The sequence below is a fragment of the Mycetohabitans sp. B2 genome (assembly GCF_021733735.1).
GTDB lineage: Bacteria > Pseudomonadota > Gammaproteobacteria > Burkholderiales > Burkholderiaceae > Mycetohabitans > Mycetohabitans rhizoxinica.
Genome location: NZ_JAHKSP010000027.1, coordinates 1 through 13,650, shown reverse-complemented (window position 1 = coordinate 13,650; position 13,650 = coordinate 1). Strand labels below are relative to the sequence as shown.

9 protein-coding genes, 2 tRNA genes, 1 other RNA gene and 3 pseudogenes are annotated in these 13,650 nt (G+C 60.8%); 10 read left to right on the top strand and 5 right to left on the bottom strand.

Features of this window, described 5'->3' with window-relative positions:
• The coding region (gene dnaX, locus KPG66_RS05935; protein ID WP_237070252.1) for a DNA polymerase III subunit gamma/tau at positions 1-1,539 on the bottom strand (1,539 nt) is incomplete at its 3' end.
• Between the two features lie 233 nt (positions 1,540-1,772).
• An RNA gene (ffs, locus tag KPG66_RS05930) (signal recognition particle sRNA small type) lies at positions 1,773-1,871 on the bottom strand.
• A gap of 232 nt (positions 1,872-2,103) precedes the next feature.
• On the opposite strand from ffs, the gene trxA reads away from it, so the two are divergent.
• The 8 genes and pseudogenes from trxA (at position 2,104) to KPG66_RS05890 (ending at position 10,934) form a co-directional block, all read left to right on the top strand.
• The gene (gene trxA, locus KPG66_RS05925; protein ID WP_013435081.1) at positions 2,104-2,430 is read left to right on the top strand and encodes a thioredoxin TrxA; all 327 of its coding nucleotides are present in this window, start codon (positions 2,104-2,106) and stop codon (positions 2,428-2,430) included.
• Between the two features lie 213 nt (positions 2,431-2,643).
• Positions 2,644-3,906, top strand: coding sequence for a transcription termination factor Rho (rho, locus tag KPG66_RS05920; protein ID WP_013435079.1), 1,263 nt, complete (start codon positions 2,644-2,646; stop codon positions 3,904-3,906).
• 194 nt (positions 3,907-4,100) lie between these two features.
• Positions 4,101-4,580: pseudogene (locus KPG66_RS05915) on the top strand (MerR family transcriptional regulator); the annotation flags it as partial.
• 218 nt (positions 4,581-4,798) lie between these two features.
• Positions 4,799-6,295 carry an MFS transporter gene (locus KPG66_RS05910; protein ID WP_237070253.1) on the top strand — a complete coding sequence of 499 codons (1,497 nt, stop codon included), beginning with the start codon at positions 4,799-4,801 and terminating at the stop codon, positions 6,293-6,295.
• Positions 6,296-6,317: 22 nt separating this feature from the next.
• Positions 6,318-7,157 (top strand): zinc-dependent peptidase, encoded by an 840-nt coding sequence (locus KPG66_RS05905; protein WP_237070251.1) that lies wholly within the window; start codon positions 6,318-6,320, stop codon positions 7,155-7,157.
• Positions 7,158-7,272: 115 nt separating this feature from the next.
• On the top strand, positions 7,273-7,539 hold the full coding sequence (locus KPG66_RS05900) for a type B 50S ribosomal protein L31 (RefSeq protein WP_041754213.1): 267 nt from the start codon (positions 7,273-7,275) through the stop codon (positions 7,537-7,539).
• 190 nt (positions 7,540-7,729) lie between these two features.
• Positions 7,730-9,487 carry an ArnT family glycosyltransferase gene (locus KPG66_RS05895; protein WP_013435074.1) on the top strand — a complete coding sequence of 586 codons (1,758 nt, stop codon included), beginning with the start codon at positions 7,730-7,732 and terminating at the stop codon, positions 9,485-9,487.
• 100 nt (positions 9,488-9,587) lie between these two features.
• Positions 9,588-10,934 carry an MATE family efflux transporter gene (locus KPG66_RS05890; protein WP_237070250.1) on the top strand — a complete coding sequence of 449 codons (1,347 nt, stop codon included), beginning with the start codon at positions 9,588-9,590 and terminating at the stop codon, positions 10,932-10,934.
• Positions 10,935-11,081: 147 nt separating this feature from the next.
• Here the strand turns inward: KPG66_RS05890 and KPG66_RS05885 are convergent.
• The 3 genes and pseudogenes from KPG66_RS05885 to KPG66_RS05875 all read right to left on the bottom strand — a co-directional run.
• Positions 11,082-11,158 (bottom strand) — tRNA-Asp (locus KPG66_RS05885).
• A gap of 72 nt (positions 11,159-11,230) precedes the next feature.
• Positions 11,231-11,306, bottom strand: a tRNA-Glu gene (locus tag KPG66_RS05880).
• A gap of 407 nt (positions 11,307-11,713) precedes the next feature.
• Positions 11,714-11,887, bottom strand: a pseudogene (locus KPG66_RS05875) (helix-turn-helix domain-containing protein); the annotation flags it as partial.
• A 52-nt stretch (positions 11,888-11,939) separates the two neighbouring features.
• On the opposite strand from KPG66_RS05875, the pseudogene KPG66_RS05870 reads away from it, so the two are divergent.
• Together KPG66_RS05870 and KPG66_RS05865 are read left to right on the top strand one after the other, a co-directional pair.
• A pseudogene (locus KPG66_RS05870) lies at positions 11,940-12,361 on the top strand (transposase); the annotation flags it as partial.
• Between the two features lie 197 nt (positions 12,362-12,558).
• Positions 12,559-13,188, top strand: coding sequence for a hypothetical protein (locus KPG66_RS05865; protein WP_041753406.1), 630 nt, complete (start codon positions 12,559-12,561; stop codon positions 13,186-13,188).
• Positions 13,189-13,650 lie beyond the last annotated feature (462 nt).

Sequence of the window (13,650 nt, the reverse complement as noted above, 5' to 3'; positions counted from 1 at the left end):
GTCCTCCTGCAACGCGTGAGGGCTCGAACCGGCCTCAACCCCGTCCGTCAAATCATTCTCTGTGTGAGGCACTCCGGTCTCGTCCGGCTGCGCCTGGGCTGCGCCCATGCCAGTCGCAGCAGTCCTGACGGGGCTCGTCTGCGTCGCGTTTGCGCACGCCCCCTCCGTGCGGGCCCCTTCCGCCTGCAGCGCCTCATTCGCGTCAGCCCCGCCGCGTGCCTTTGCCGGCACGCCAGGCGAGCGTGCAGTCGTTTGCGCCGCCCCGGCGGCATAAGTGGACATGGCGAGAGCCTGCGTCGCTGCGCGGGCGTGCAAGCGCGGTACAGGCTCGCGTTGCGTGGCACCGGCGGCGTGCGCGTCACCGCCTGTCGGACCGCCGCCGGCCCCCGGTGCGCCCATCGACGGCGTGCTGGGGGCCGGCGGCATATCCGCCGGCGCAGGCTCGCGCATCACGTCGACAGTCCCGAACGCAAGCATGCGCAATAACGCCATCGTGAAACCGGCATACTCGTCTGGGGCCAACCCCAGTTCAGCGCGACCAATCGTCGCGATCTGATAATAGAGCTGCACGGCTTCGGGCGTCAGCTGCCCCGCAAAACGTCGAATGTCCGCGGCTTCCGGCCACTCGTCCAGCACCGAATCAGGCACCGCCTGCGCCCACGCGATACGGTGCAGCAAGCTGGACAGATCCTGCAACGCGGTCGAGAACGATAGGCTGCGCGCTGCCATCTCGTCAGCCACCGAGCGCACCGCGGCGCCGTCGCGCATGGCGAGCGCATCCAGCAAGCGCACCAGGTAGCTTTGGTCCAGTGCGCCGAGCATGCCCCGCACGGCCTGTTCGGTTACCGCACCTGCCGCGTACGCGATCGCCTGATCGGTCAACGACAGCGCATCGCGCATGCTACCGTCCGCGGCACGCGACAACAGGCGCAGCGCTTGCGTCTCGAAACCGATACCCTCGTCAGCCAGGATACGTTCCAGGTGCGACACGATATGGCCTGCCGGCATCTGTTTGAGGTTGAACTGCAAACAGCGCGATAACACGGTGACAGGAATCTTCTGCGGGTCCGTCGTCGCGAGAATGAACTTCACATGCGCCGGTGGCTCCTCGAGCGTCTTGAGCATCGAGTTGAACGCGTGATGGGTCAGCATGTGCACTTCGTCGATCATGTAGACTTTGAAGCGCGCATCGACCGGCGCGTAGACGGCGCGCTCGAGCAGCGCCGCCATCTCGTCGACGCCCCGGTTGCTGGCTGCGTCCATTTCAACGTAGTCGACGAAACGACCTTCGTCGATTTCACGACACGCCTTGCATACGCCGCATGGCGTGGCGGTAATGCCAGCTTCGCAGTTGAGCGCCTTGGCCAAGATCCGCGACAGCGTGGTCTTGCCAACGCCGCGGGTGCCGGTGAACAAATAAGCGTGATGCAGCCGCTGCGCTTGCAGCGCATGGGTGAGCGCGCGCACCACGTGCTCCTGGCCGACGAGCGACGCGAAATCCCTGGGCCGCCACTTGCGTGCGAGAACTTGATAGGTCATCGCGAAATTGTATCAGCAACGCTCACGCGCACCACGCGCGAAGTCGGCAGCACGCCGTCGGATGCAGGCGTACCAGTGGGCAAACGAAAAAAGGACACCAGTGAGAGATGCCAGTGGGCGAACGGATCATGCACGGGCATTGGTGCAAGACGCGTATGCACGTTGCGTTGACACCGGGGGACAACGAAGACAATGGGAGCGGAATAGCCCGATCGGGTGACCAGAAAGAGGAAGGTGACGAGCCCAACCCTCGGCACTGGCAGAAAACGGCTGTGGCTGCTTCGTTCCCGACCTGACCAGGTTGACCGCGCCGCCATGCGAGGAGGCCCGTCACGGCGTATTCTAACACTGGATTGCATCGTGACGCCACCGCACACGATGGGAAACGAATTACGTTAAGATGACGGCTGAACGACCTGCGAATGGGCGGGATGGTCCCGCCGTTGCGCTTCGCGAGGGCCGCCGCGCGGCAGCAGCATGCCGCCGGGCGGGTTTTTGGAGATCGGGCATATCGGGGGGCCATCATGAGGCCGCACCTCGGGTGCCTTTAGAGGTAACGCGATAATGAGCGAACAAATCAAGCACATCACCGATGCTTCTTTCGAACAGGACGTCCTTAAGGCGGACAAGCCCGTCCTTCTAGACTTCTGGGCGGAATGGTGCGGCCCGTGCAAGATGATCGCGCCGCTACTGGACGAGGTGGCACGCGACTACGGCGACCGCCTGCAGGTCGCAAAAATCGATGTCGATCAGAATCCGTCGACGCCGGCCAAGTTTAGCGTGCGGGGCATTCCGACGTTGATCCTATTCAAGAACGGCGTGGTGGCCCAGACGAAGGTGGGTGCATTGTCGAAGGCCCAAATCACGGCGCTGATCGACAGCCATATCTGAGCCCCGCGGCGCCGCCCGCACCGTGACGGCGCTTGTTGCAAGGACGCAACGAGCGCCGCATTGTGACTATGCTTGAATTCGCATGGCTATGCTATGCTAAGATTAGAAAAGTCAAATACGTTTTAAATCGTATAACGTCCTAACCGGGCTCGTCGCCCGACGACCCTCCTCCCCTTTCTGTCGCTTCTCCTCTTTCCCTGGCGGGATTCCTGTATGCATTTATCCGAGCTCAAGTCGCAACACGTATCTGCTTTGATCGAAATGGCCAATGGCCTGGAGATCGAAAACGCGAACCGCCTGCGCAAACAGGAGTTGATGTTCGCAATTCTGAAAAAGCGCGCCAAGACTGGCGAAACAATCTTCGGCGACGGCACCCTCGAAGTGCTGCCGGACGGTTTTGGCTTTTTACGCTCGCCAGAAACGTCGTATCTGGCAAGCACCGACGACATCTACATCAGTCCGTCGCAAATCCGCCGTTTCAACCTGCACACCGGTGACACGATCGAAGGCGAAGTCCGGACGCCGAAGGACGGCGAGCGGTATTTCGCGCTGGTCAAGGTCGACAAAGTCAACGGGCAGCCGCCCGAGGCCTCGAAACACAAGATCATGTTCGAGAACCTCACGCCGCTGCACCCGAACAAGCCGCTGTCACTGGAGCGCGACGTGCGCGGCGAGGAAAACATCACCAGCCGCATCATCGACATGATTGCACCGATCGGCAAAGGCCAGCGCGGACTGCTGGTCGCGTCGCCGAAGTCGGGCAAGACCGTGATGCTGCAGCACATCGCGCATGCGATTAAGTCAAACCATCCGGACGTCACATTGTTCGTGCTGCTGATCGACGAGCGCCCAGAAGAAGTGACTGAAATGCAGCGCTCGGTGGCCGGCGAAGTGATTGCGTCCACGTTCGACGAACCAGCGTCGCGTCACGTGCAGGTCGCCGAAATGGTGATCGAGAAGGCCAAGCGGCTGGTCGAGATGAAGCACGATGTGGTCATCCTACTGGACTCGATCACGCGGCTTGCACGCGCCTACAACACCGTCGTGCCGGCCTCGGGCAAGGTCTTGACCGGCGGCGTTGACGCCAACGCGCTGCAACGCCCGAAGCGCTTCTTCGGTGCGGCGCGCAACGTGGAGGAAGGCGGTTCGCTGACGATCATCGGCACTGCGCTGATCGAAACTGGCAGCCGCATGGACGACGTGATCTATGAGGAATTCAAGGGCACCGGCAACATGGAGGTGCATCTGGAACGGCGCCTTGCAGAAAAGCGGGTCTATCCGTCGATCAACCTGAACAAATCAGGCACCCGTCGCGAGGAATTGCTGATTAAGCCAGAAATTCTGCAGAAGATCTGGGTGCTGCGTAAGTTCATCCATGACATGGATGAAATCGAAGCCATGGAATTCCTGCTCGACAAGCTGAAGCAGACCAAGAGCAATTCGGAGTTCTTCGACATGATGCGCCGCGGCGGTTGAGCGCAGCCCACACGTCGCCGATCCCCAAACCGCCGGCCTTGCCGGCGGTTTTTTATTGGGCCGGCGGCTTATGGGAGCACATTGCCTGCAGGCGGGCCGGCCTCGAGCGGCCTGAACGCGAACATGAACGTGAACGTGAACGTACAGGTTTTTATATATAATAAGCTTTTCCCCTCGTCGAATCGAACCGCGCGATGCGCCCTGCCGATCCCTCTTGCGCACTGGTGACCGTCGGCGAAGCCGCCACCCGGCTCGGCGTGACACCTCGCACGCTGAAGTACTACGAGGAACTGGGACTCGCAACGCCTACCCGCAGCAAGGGACGTTACCGGCTGTACAAGCAGGCCGATCTCGATCGCTTCGCGCGCATCTTGCGGATGCGCTCATTGGGCTTTTCGCTCACGGCGATTACCGAGTTGCTGAAGCAGCCGCTCGAGGCACCGACCGACGCAGGCCGCCCGCGCCTCTCGCCTGCCGCGCTCGCCGCATGGCGCGCCTCGCTAGCCACGCAATTAGACATCCTGAATCGACGTGTTGCTCAGGTGCGCAACGAACTGAAAACCGCACAAGCACTGCGGACGCAGTTACGGCACGACCTGGACTATGTTGACCAGCGACTTGCTGGCGCCCCGGTGGACGTTGCGCTACAGCGGCGCAAGGCGCGTGGCGGTGCCTATGGGCGGGACGGCACGAAGGCGGCATCGACACGCGGAACCGCCAGCCCAGTCAACACTGGCCACGAGCGCCAGGCCATACACGATACCGACGCGGCGCTGGCCCGTCAGCGTCCAGTACCCTGCTCCGTGCCGCACGGTCCGGGCCACGGCGGCAACCGATGAACGCCGCTCCGGCAACTGGCGCCGCACCCGCACCCCACCGCGGCAGCGTGGTGATGTCATGGGTGCTCGCGGCGGTCATCGGGCTAGACTATTTCGACAACGCCATTTTCTCGTTCTTTGCCACCTATATCGCCGGCGGCATCAACGCCTCCCCTGACGAACTGGTGTGGGCTTCGAGCGCCTATGCGCTAGGCGCCGTGTTGGGCATTCTGCAACAGCATTGGTGGGTCGAGCGCATTGGCTATCGCCGCTACATCGCTGGATGCATGGGCTTCTACGGCGCCGGCGCGCTGCTAGCGGCGCTCTGCGATAGCTCCGCACAACTGCTGTTCGCGCGAGGCGTACAGGGCTACTTCGTGGGTCCGATGCTCGGCGCGTGCCGGATCCTGATTCAAATCAGCTTCACCGCGCAGCACCGAGCCAGCGCGCTGCGGGTGTTTCTGACGCTCATCGTCTCCGGCAGTGCGCTCGCCCCAATCGCCGGTGCATGGCTAGTGTCGCATTTCGACTGGCGGGCACTATTCGCCTGCACCGCGCCCGCGGGCTTCGTGCTCGGCGTGCTTGCGCTGTTGTCGCTGCCCGATACCGGGAACGTCGATCCGGCGCACCGCACCGAGCCGCACTACTGGGCCTATCTGGTATTCGCATTCGCGCAGGCCGCGTTGCAGATCGTCATGACGCAGCTGCGCTTCCAGCTATTCACCGGCTCGCCCGAGTTGATCGTATTGACTATATGCGGCATTGCCGGACTCGCCTGGTTTGTCCACCACCAATGGCATCACCCAACGCCGCTGGTGCGCCTGCACGCGCTGCGCGAGCCTACGTTTCAGGTCGGGCTAGTGCTCTATGTGTTCTACTACTATCTGTCGACGGGATTCAGCTACCTGCTGCCCCGGCTGATGGAGCGCGGGCTGGGTTTCACGATTGAGAGCACGGGATATTTTAACGGCGTCACATCGCTGATATCCGGCATGCTGCTCTTCGTCTACCTGCATTATTCGAAGCGCGTGCCGCGCAAGAAATGGATCATCGTGCCCGGATTCGCGCTCGCGGCAGTGGCCGCGCTGTGGACGGCGCAGATGTCACCGCAGGTTGGCCGCGACGCACTCGCCGCTGCGCTGCTACTGCGCGGCCTGTTGCTGTTGTTCATCGTGCTGCCGGTCGCGAACCTGACCTTCCGCCTCTTCGAGACCGAGGAGTTCGCCCACGGCTACCGGTTGAAGAATCTGGTGCGGCAACTGGCCATCTCGTTCGCCACCGCGTCGATCATCATGCTCGAGCAGCATCGGCTCGCGCTGCACGAAACCCGCCTCGTCGAAGCCGTCAATCCGTACAATCCGATTTTTTCCGCGACATTGGATACGCTGAGTCGCGGCGTGCTCGCCACCGGCAATCCGTCCGGCGATTCGCACGGCGTCGCCTTCGCGCTGCTCGCGCGCAGTGTCGCGCAGCAGGCGAGTTTTCTGGCTTCACTAGATGGCTTTTATTTTCTTGCCGCGGTAGCAGTGGTTGGCGGGTTGTTTGCCGCATGGCAGCGTGCATTGAACTGAATCGCGCACGGCACAGGACACCATGTTCGGCAAACTCTCCAACTGGCTCGGACGGCGGCGCCGCGAGCGCGCGTTGCGCGATTTCGCGATTTCGGACGCGCTATGGGCACACACCTGCGCGCGGCTGCCCTTCCTAGGCTACTTGACCGACGGCGACCAGGCGCGGCTGCGCGAGCGGGTCAGCCTGTTTCTTGCACAAAAGACGTTCACGACCGCACACGAGCTTGAGTTGACCGACGAGATCTGCGTGGGCATTGCCGCGCAGGCCTGCCTGCCGGTGCTAAACCTGGGCTTGGAGCTGTACCGCGGATGGGTCGGCATCATCGTGTACCCGGGCGAGTTCGTGGTCCGCAAGACCGTCGAAGACGAAGCCGGCGTGGTCCACGAGATCATACAAGATGCTAGCGGCGAAGCGTGGGAAGGTGGCCCGGTGATCCTGTCCTGGGAAGACGTGCAGATGAGCGACGGCAACGATGCGTACAACGTCGTGATTCACGAGTTCGCGCACAAGATCGACATGCTGAATGGCGATGCCGACGGTCATCCGCCGCTAATCCGCCGCTGGCATGCGCAGTTGGGCCGCACCGAATGGGATGACATCTTCGACAACGCGTACGATCAGTTCTGCGCGCGCGTGGACGCGGTTCCACCGCATCGCTGGGCGCGCCTGGAGCACGATTCGCTAATCGACCCGTACGCAGCTGAACACCCGTCGGAATTCTTCGCGGTCTGCAGCGAAGCGCTGTTCGTGCGGCCACACGCCTTCGCCGAGCAGTATCCGCAGCTGTACCGGCTGCTCGCGCGCTATTATCGGCAGGACCTAGCCGGCACCGGGGTCCTGAAAAATTCGTCAACCAACTGATTTTCAGGCATAATTCTGCCTTTTCCACCTTTGGAAAGTGGCTCGCGCACCGGCAGCAGACTGTCGGCAGGGTGACGCGGCGGGCTGGCTACCGCTTGAAACCAAGGAACGTATCATGAAGCAAGGCATTCACCCCAATATCCGCGAGGTCGTGTTCCAGGACATGTCCAACGGCAAGACGTTCATCATCAGCTCAACGATCCAGACGCGTGAGTCGATCGAACTCGACGGCAAGACCTATCCGCTCGCAAAGGTTGAAGTGTCTTCCGAATCGCACCCTTTCTACACGGGCGAGCAGAACAAGTTCATGGATACGACCGGCCGCGTCGAGAAGTTCCGCCAAAAGTTTGGCAACCGTGCCAGCGCGAAAGTCGCGAAGTAAGCACGGCCGCGGAGCGGCCGCCCGCGCAGGCGGCCACCCCGGTACCTGGCAACGCCGCTTGCGGCGCGCCGCGCAGGCCGGGGCAGTTTCCATCAAGGGCAGCCGAGGCTGCCCTTTTCTGTCTAACGGCACCCGCAGCGCGACTACAATGCTGGATCGCCAATCACAAGAATAGGTCCAATCGCCACGCATGAGACCCGTTGTTCGACTCACGGCCTCGGCCACCAGCGCCCTGCCGCGCTGGGCCTTGCTGACGATTTGCGTCGTCTATGCAGCATTCGGCCTGTTCGACCGTGATCCTTGGAAGAACGAGGATGCCGCCGGCTTCGGCGTCATGTGGACGATGGCAAGCGGCACCTGGCGCGATTGGCTGCTGCCGAACCTGGTTGGCAAGCCCATCACGACGGATGGGCCACTTGCCTATTGGGTCGGCGCCTCCTTTATCCGATGGCTGGATCCGCTGGTCGATCCGAGCAACGCATCGCGCCTCTACACCGGTTTGTTTTTCTGCATGACATGCGCGTTCGTCTGGTATGGTGCGTACCTGCTTGGCCGGCGCCCGGAAGTGCAGCCGTTCAAATATGCGTTTGGCGGCGAGCCGTTGCCGCGGGACTACGGGCGCACGTTGGCCGATGGCGCGCTGCTGATCGTGCTGGGTTGCTTCGGGCTGGCCGAGCGCGGCCACGAGACGACGCCGCAAATCGCTGAAATGAGCGCAGTCGCCATGCTGCTGTACGGGCTAGTGCGCAGCCTGGACAAGCCCTTGCAAGGCGCGGCATGGACTGGCGTTGCACTAGGTGGCATCGCATTCGCGGGCAATCCGGTGCTGGCAACCGCATTGCTCGTGGCGATCGTTGCCACGCTCGGGCTGGTCCACGGCGTCCAGACCAAGCCGTTTGCCGTGATCGCGATACCGTTGGCCCTTGCGCTGGGGCTGGCGTGGCCACTGGCCGCGCTATGGGTGTTCCCAGCGCATGCACCGGATTTCTTACGCACGTGGTTCCACGGCAACTTCGATGAGTATTCTGGGCCGCCGTCCAAGGCACTGTTCTACGCGATCAAGAACTTGCCACTGTTCACATGGCCCGCATGGCCACTTGCGATCTGGTCCTGGTACAGCTGGGGCGGACTGCGCCGCGCACCGCATGTGGCAATTCCGATGTTCGTGTTCTGGCCCCTGCTGGTGCTGGTCGTGCTGCAGAGCCATCAAACCAACCGGTTTTTCATGCTGCTGATTCCGCCGCTCGCGGTGCTCGCCGCATTCGGCTTGCCTACCCTGAAGCGCGGCGCGATCAACGCGATCGACTGGTTCGCAGTGCTCAGCTTCACGATCCTTGGCTCTTTCGTATGGCTGGTCTGGCTCGCGAGCTTGACCGGCTTCCCGCATCCGCTAGCCCGCAACCTCGCGCGGCTGGTGCCCGGATTCCAGCCCGAATTCGCCCCCCTGTCGTTCCTGTGCGCGCTTGTCGTCACGCTCGGCTGGATCGCATTGGTACGCTGGCGCATCTCGCGGCAACCGAAGGTCATCTGGCGCAGTGTCGTGCTGACCAGCGGCGGCACGACACTGATGTGGGTGCTGCTGATGACGCTATGGTTGCCCGTGGTGAACTACAGCCGGACCTACCGCGACGTCGCCACGCAGATCGCCACGCATTTGCCACCTGACTATGCGTGTATCCGGCCGGTGCGTCTGGGCAATGCTCAATTGGCGACCTTCGCGTACTTCGGCAATATGCGCTTTGCATTTAGCGATGAGGATTGCGACGTACTGCTGCGACAGGACACGCACGATTTCAGCGCGCCGGGCACCCTGCCGCCATACGCATGGCACCTCGCGTGGGAAGGACGCCGGGCCGCGGATCGCGACGAGTTGTTCCGGTTGTATGTCAGGGTCGAGCGACTGAAGACGCCACCGCAACGTAGTGTGAGGCGCCGCACGATCCAATAGCTAGTCCCCCCATAGCCAGTCCTCAAGACCATAGGCTGTCAGGCGCCGCCGGCCGATAGCCACGCTGGCCCCTCAACCCACCGCCCAACCCTCGCTCGACATGCTGACCGACGCCCGCCAAATTATCTCCCTCGCCTGGCCCGTGCTGGTCGGGCAGTTGGCGATCATTGCGTTCGGCGTCATCGATACTGCCATGATCGGACGGTATTGCGCCACGGACCTGGCCGCCCTCGGACTCGGCTCGTCGATCTACATCTCGGTCTATATCGGTCTGACTGGCATCCTGGTCGCGCTGCAGCCCATCGCGGCACAATTATTCGGCGCGCACCGCCACGCGCAAATCGGCGAAGAAGTGCGGCAGTCGGCCTGGCTCGCCATCCTACTGGCGCTGCCCGGCTGTCTGCTGTTGTACTTCCCAACGCCGTTGCTGCGCATCGCCGACGCGCCACCGGAGCTTAATGAGCGCGCGCTCGCCTACCTGCGCATCCTATCGCTCGGACTGCCGGCTAGCCTGCTGTTCCGTCTCTTCAGCTCGCTGTCGAATGCGGTCGCGAACCCACGGCCGGTCATGCTGATCCAACTTGGCGGACTGATGTTGAAAGTACCGCTCAATGCGCTGCTGATCCACGGCGCGTTTGGCCTGCCGGCGCTGGGTGGTCCAGGCGCCGCCCTCGCCAGCTCGATCATCAATTGGCTATCGGCCCTCGTCGGCATCGTGCTCCTGCTGCGCGTCGATTTCTATCGCCAGTTTGCAGTGTTCGCGCAATGCTCGTGGCCTCACTGGCGGCAACAACGGGCGTTGCTCAAGCTTGGCGTCCCAATGGGCCTGTCCTACCTGATTGAAGTCACATCCTACACATTCATGGCGCTGTTCATCGCGCGTTTCGGCACCACAACGCTTGCCGGGCACCAGATCACCAGCAATGTCAGCGCAGTGCTGTATATGACGCCCTTGTCGATCGGCATCGCGACGTCCACGCTGGTCGCCCAACGGCTCGGTGCGCGCGAATTCACCGCCGCACGCACCCTATCCGCGCATGGGATCGGATTGGCCGCAGGTATCGCGCTGCTATACGCAACGGTCATCCTCGCGATCAGGCCGTGGCTGATCGCCGCCTATACGCCCGACCCGAACGTCGTCGCCGCCGCCATGCCGCTGCTGGCGATCGTCGCTGCCTACCACCTGTGCGACGCGCTGCAGATCACCACTGCGTTCGCGCTGCGTGCGTACCGGGTCGCGGTGGTCCCGACAATCATCTACGCCATCGCGCTATGGGGCGTCGGCCTGGGCGGCGGATACCTCGCCGGCTTCGACCCACTACATTGGATGCCCGCGGCACTGACTGGCGCGCGCGGCTTTTGGTACGCCAATACGCTGAGCGTCGCGCTGGCGGCGACTGGGCTGCTGGTCTACTGGTCAAGCGTCAGCAAAAAGACACACGCATAGGCGTCGCTCGATTTAGAGGCGGGCCACCGCTGAATGCGGCGCACGTATGCGCGTAGTGATTCGCCGCATTCATACCCGAGACCGCCTGGCAATACGGAATAAGCAAGCGAAATAAAAAAGCCCGCATAAGCGGGCTTTTTTTAACTTTGGCGGAGTGGACGGGACTCGAACCCGCGACCCCCGGCGTGACAGGCCGGTATTCTAACCAACTGAACTACCACTCCAATTCGACATCTTAGCATGCAATCATTGGCTACACTTGCATGCTGCGCTCACCTTTCGGTGCACGCGATATCTGGCGTCCCCTAGGGGATTCGAACCCCTGTACTCACCGTGAAAGGGTGATGTCCTAGGCCTCTAGACGAAGGGGACATAATCTTTTCACATTCTGTCTCGCTGTTTTGTTTAACAGCTCAGAAAAGAACGACATTATAACGACGTTTTTTCCGTTTGTGAAGTCTTTTTTGATCCGTTTTTTCGTTTCAACGAAAACCTCACGAACTTCTGCAGATGTCACAACGTGCTCGACTTCGAACAACGCTGCTTTCGTCATCAGCAGAGAACAAGATTATACGCAGACCGATCCCCAGTCGGCAAGCACTTTTCCATTTTTTCAGCGAATGCGAGAGGTCCGCGCTTGCGTCGCCGAACGTCGGACGCGGCACAGACGCTGAGCCCCTCAATGACTATTGCGCCGGTAAAAATTCGACGATGGCCCACAGGATCAGCTGCTCAGCCTCCGTGGGCTTGCTTATCCCCGTACAAAGGGAAACGGTAGATCAGGCTGCTTCGAGTACCTGCATTTCGATGTGCAATCCAGCGGCCGTCGCCATATTCACCAAAGCATCAAGGCCAAATAAATTGATCTTGCCGCGCATCAAGTCAGAGGCATGCGGCTGAGTCACGCCAAGGAGCTCGGCTGCTTGCGTCTGGCTCATTTGGGTGCGGGTAAGGCTATATCACTGCGCTATTTAAGGCACAGCAGACGGCCTTGAGGCAGGCAAGATGCCGGTCGCCGAGGTGGCGAAGAAGCATGGGATCAGCGAGTAGGCAATCTATAACTGGCGGCAGCATTTCGGTAGCCTGAACGCCGCCGATGTAAAGCATCTGAAGCAACTCGAGCAGGAGAATGCTCGACTGAAGAAAATGCTAGCGGAACGGGATCTTGAACTGGAGGTGATGAAGGAGATCAACGCAAAAAAACGGTGGGCATGTGCACCCGCCGCCAGCAGGTCGCCTACGCGAATGCACGAAGCCTATCGAAGCAGCGTGCATGCGCGCTAATTTCGGTTGCGGGATCGGCACTGCATTACGCATCGAAGCTTGCGGTACGCGATGCATCGGTGCTGGAGGCGATGAACCTTCTATCGGCGCAATATCCGCGCTATGGTGATCGCTGCATCCAGATCTTTCTGCAGCGACAGGGTGATCTGCTTTAGAAAACCTGGGCCCATTCCGGCCACTGCATCAACCGAAAACCGGCGAGACCGCTAACCTACGGATGGTGCGCTCAGCGAGGTAAGGTTAGCTACATGTGTGGCAGCCAGCCGGACTCAAGCTGCGCGACCCATGATTGCGGCGAACAGCCGCCGCCCCGACATCATCAGAAGCTCGTTATCTCAATATGATTGATCTATATGCTCTTTACGAAGAAAAAGCCCAGGACGGCCTTCTAACGATTCATCCTTCCCGTTGGTTATACGCTGGCCGACAATTGGGCTGCGGCGGCGTCTTTGATCTCCTCTTTCGAGAAAACCAAGCGATACGCGTAGGCGATCAGATTGTGCAACACTTCAGGCAACTTTATAAGGTAGACTTGAATAGTAAGGTGCGTCACAAGTACGGCTACTACTTTGCAACGTCGGCAGTTGCTGATCGCTATTTCAAGTACGTTCCAGAAGGTTACATGCTCGAATGCGGCATTCGAGATATGTTGTCCGTATGCCATCCAGACGGACACGCTGAAGTTTACACCCCTGTTGGATTTGTCGATTTGCTACTTCCCTCCGCCGTTGTGGAGATAAAGAGCTTCATTAGATGGAAGCATGCTCTTGGGCAAGTACTAGCGTACTCGACTTACTACCCTGACTACGCCAAAATCATTCACCTCTACGTGCGAGGTGATCAAAACCCAAAGCTTGAACATCCGCTACGGATTTGTTCACAATTCAACGTCCATATCACGTATCAGAATCTTTTGCCCAGTGAGTTGGGACCCATGTCTCGACTTGGCAAGATAGTGATCGCCTCATAGAAACACCTCTGCCGATAGCTCCCTAAACCGCACCGGATTTGGTGGAGGCTTGCATTCTTGAGAGTGACTCATCGGACTTTGCCCGACCTCGAAGGATGAAGCGGACACCTAACATCGACGGATTTGCCAGAGGTTAGTATGAGTAGACAGCGATGGCCGAGCTTGGCTCATTATCTGGTGCAATGAGCCCGCCCCCACATTGGAATATCGTCGCGTGAGCATGGTGCGCACCCAACAGGCCAATCGGCCGCTTTGGTGCTCAAGCCGCTGCATGTAGGCGCGGACGCTTCGACGTGACAAAGCGCATGGACGGGCACGAAGCCACCTCGCAGACGCCTCGGCATTCACAAAGTCGTTCTTGTTGCTCTTGACGAGGGCCTGTGCGTTTCGCCACAGGGTGTCCGTAGCATCTGGCTGCGCCACGATTTGGAGATCATGCCCAAGCGCCTGAAGGCCCTGGAA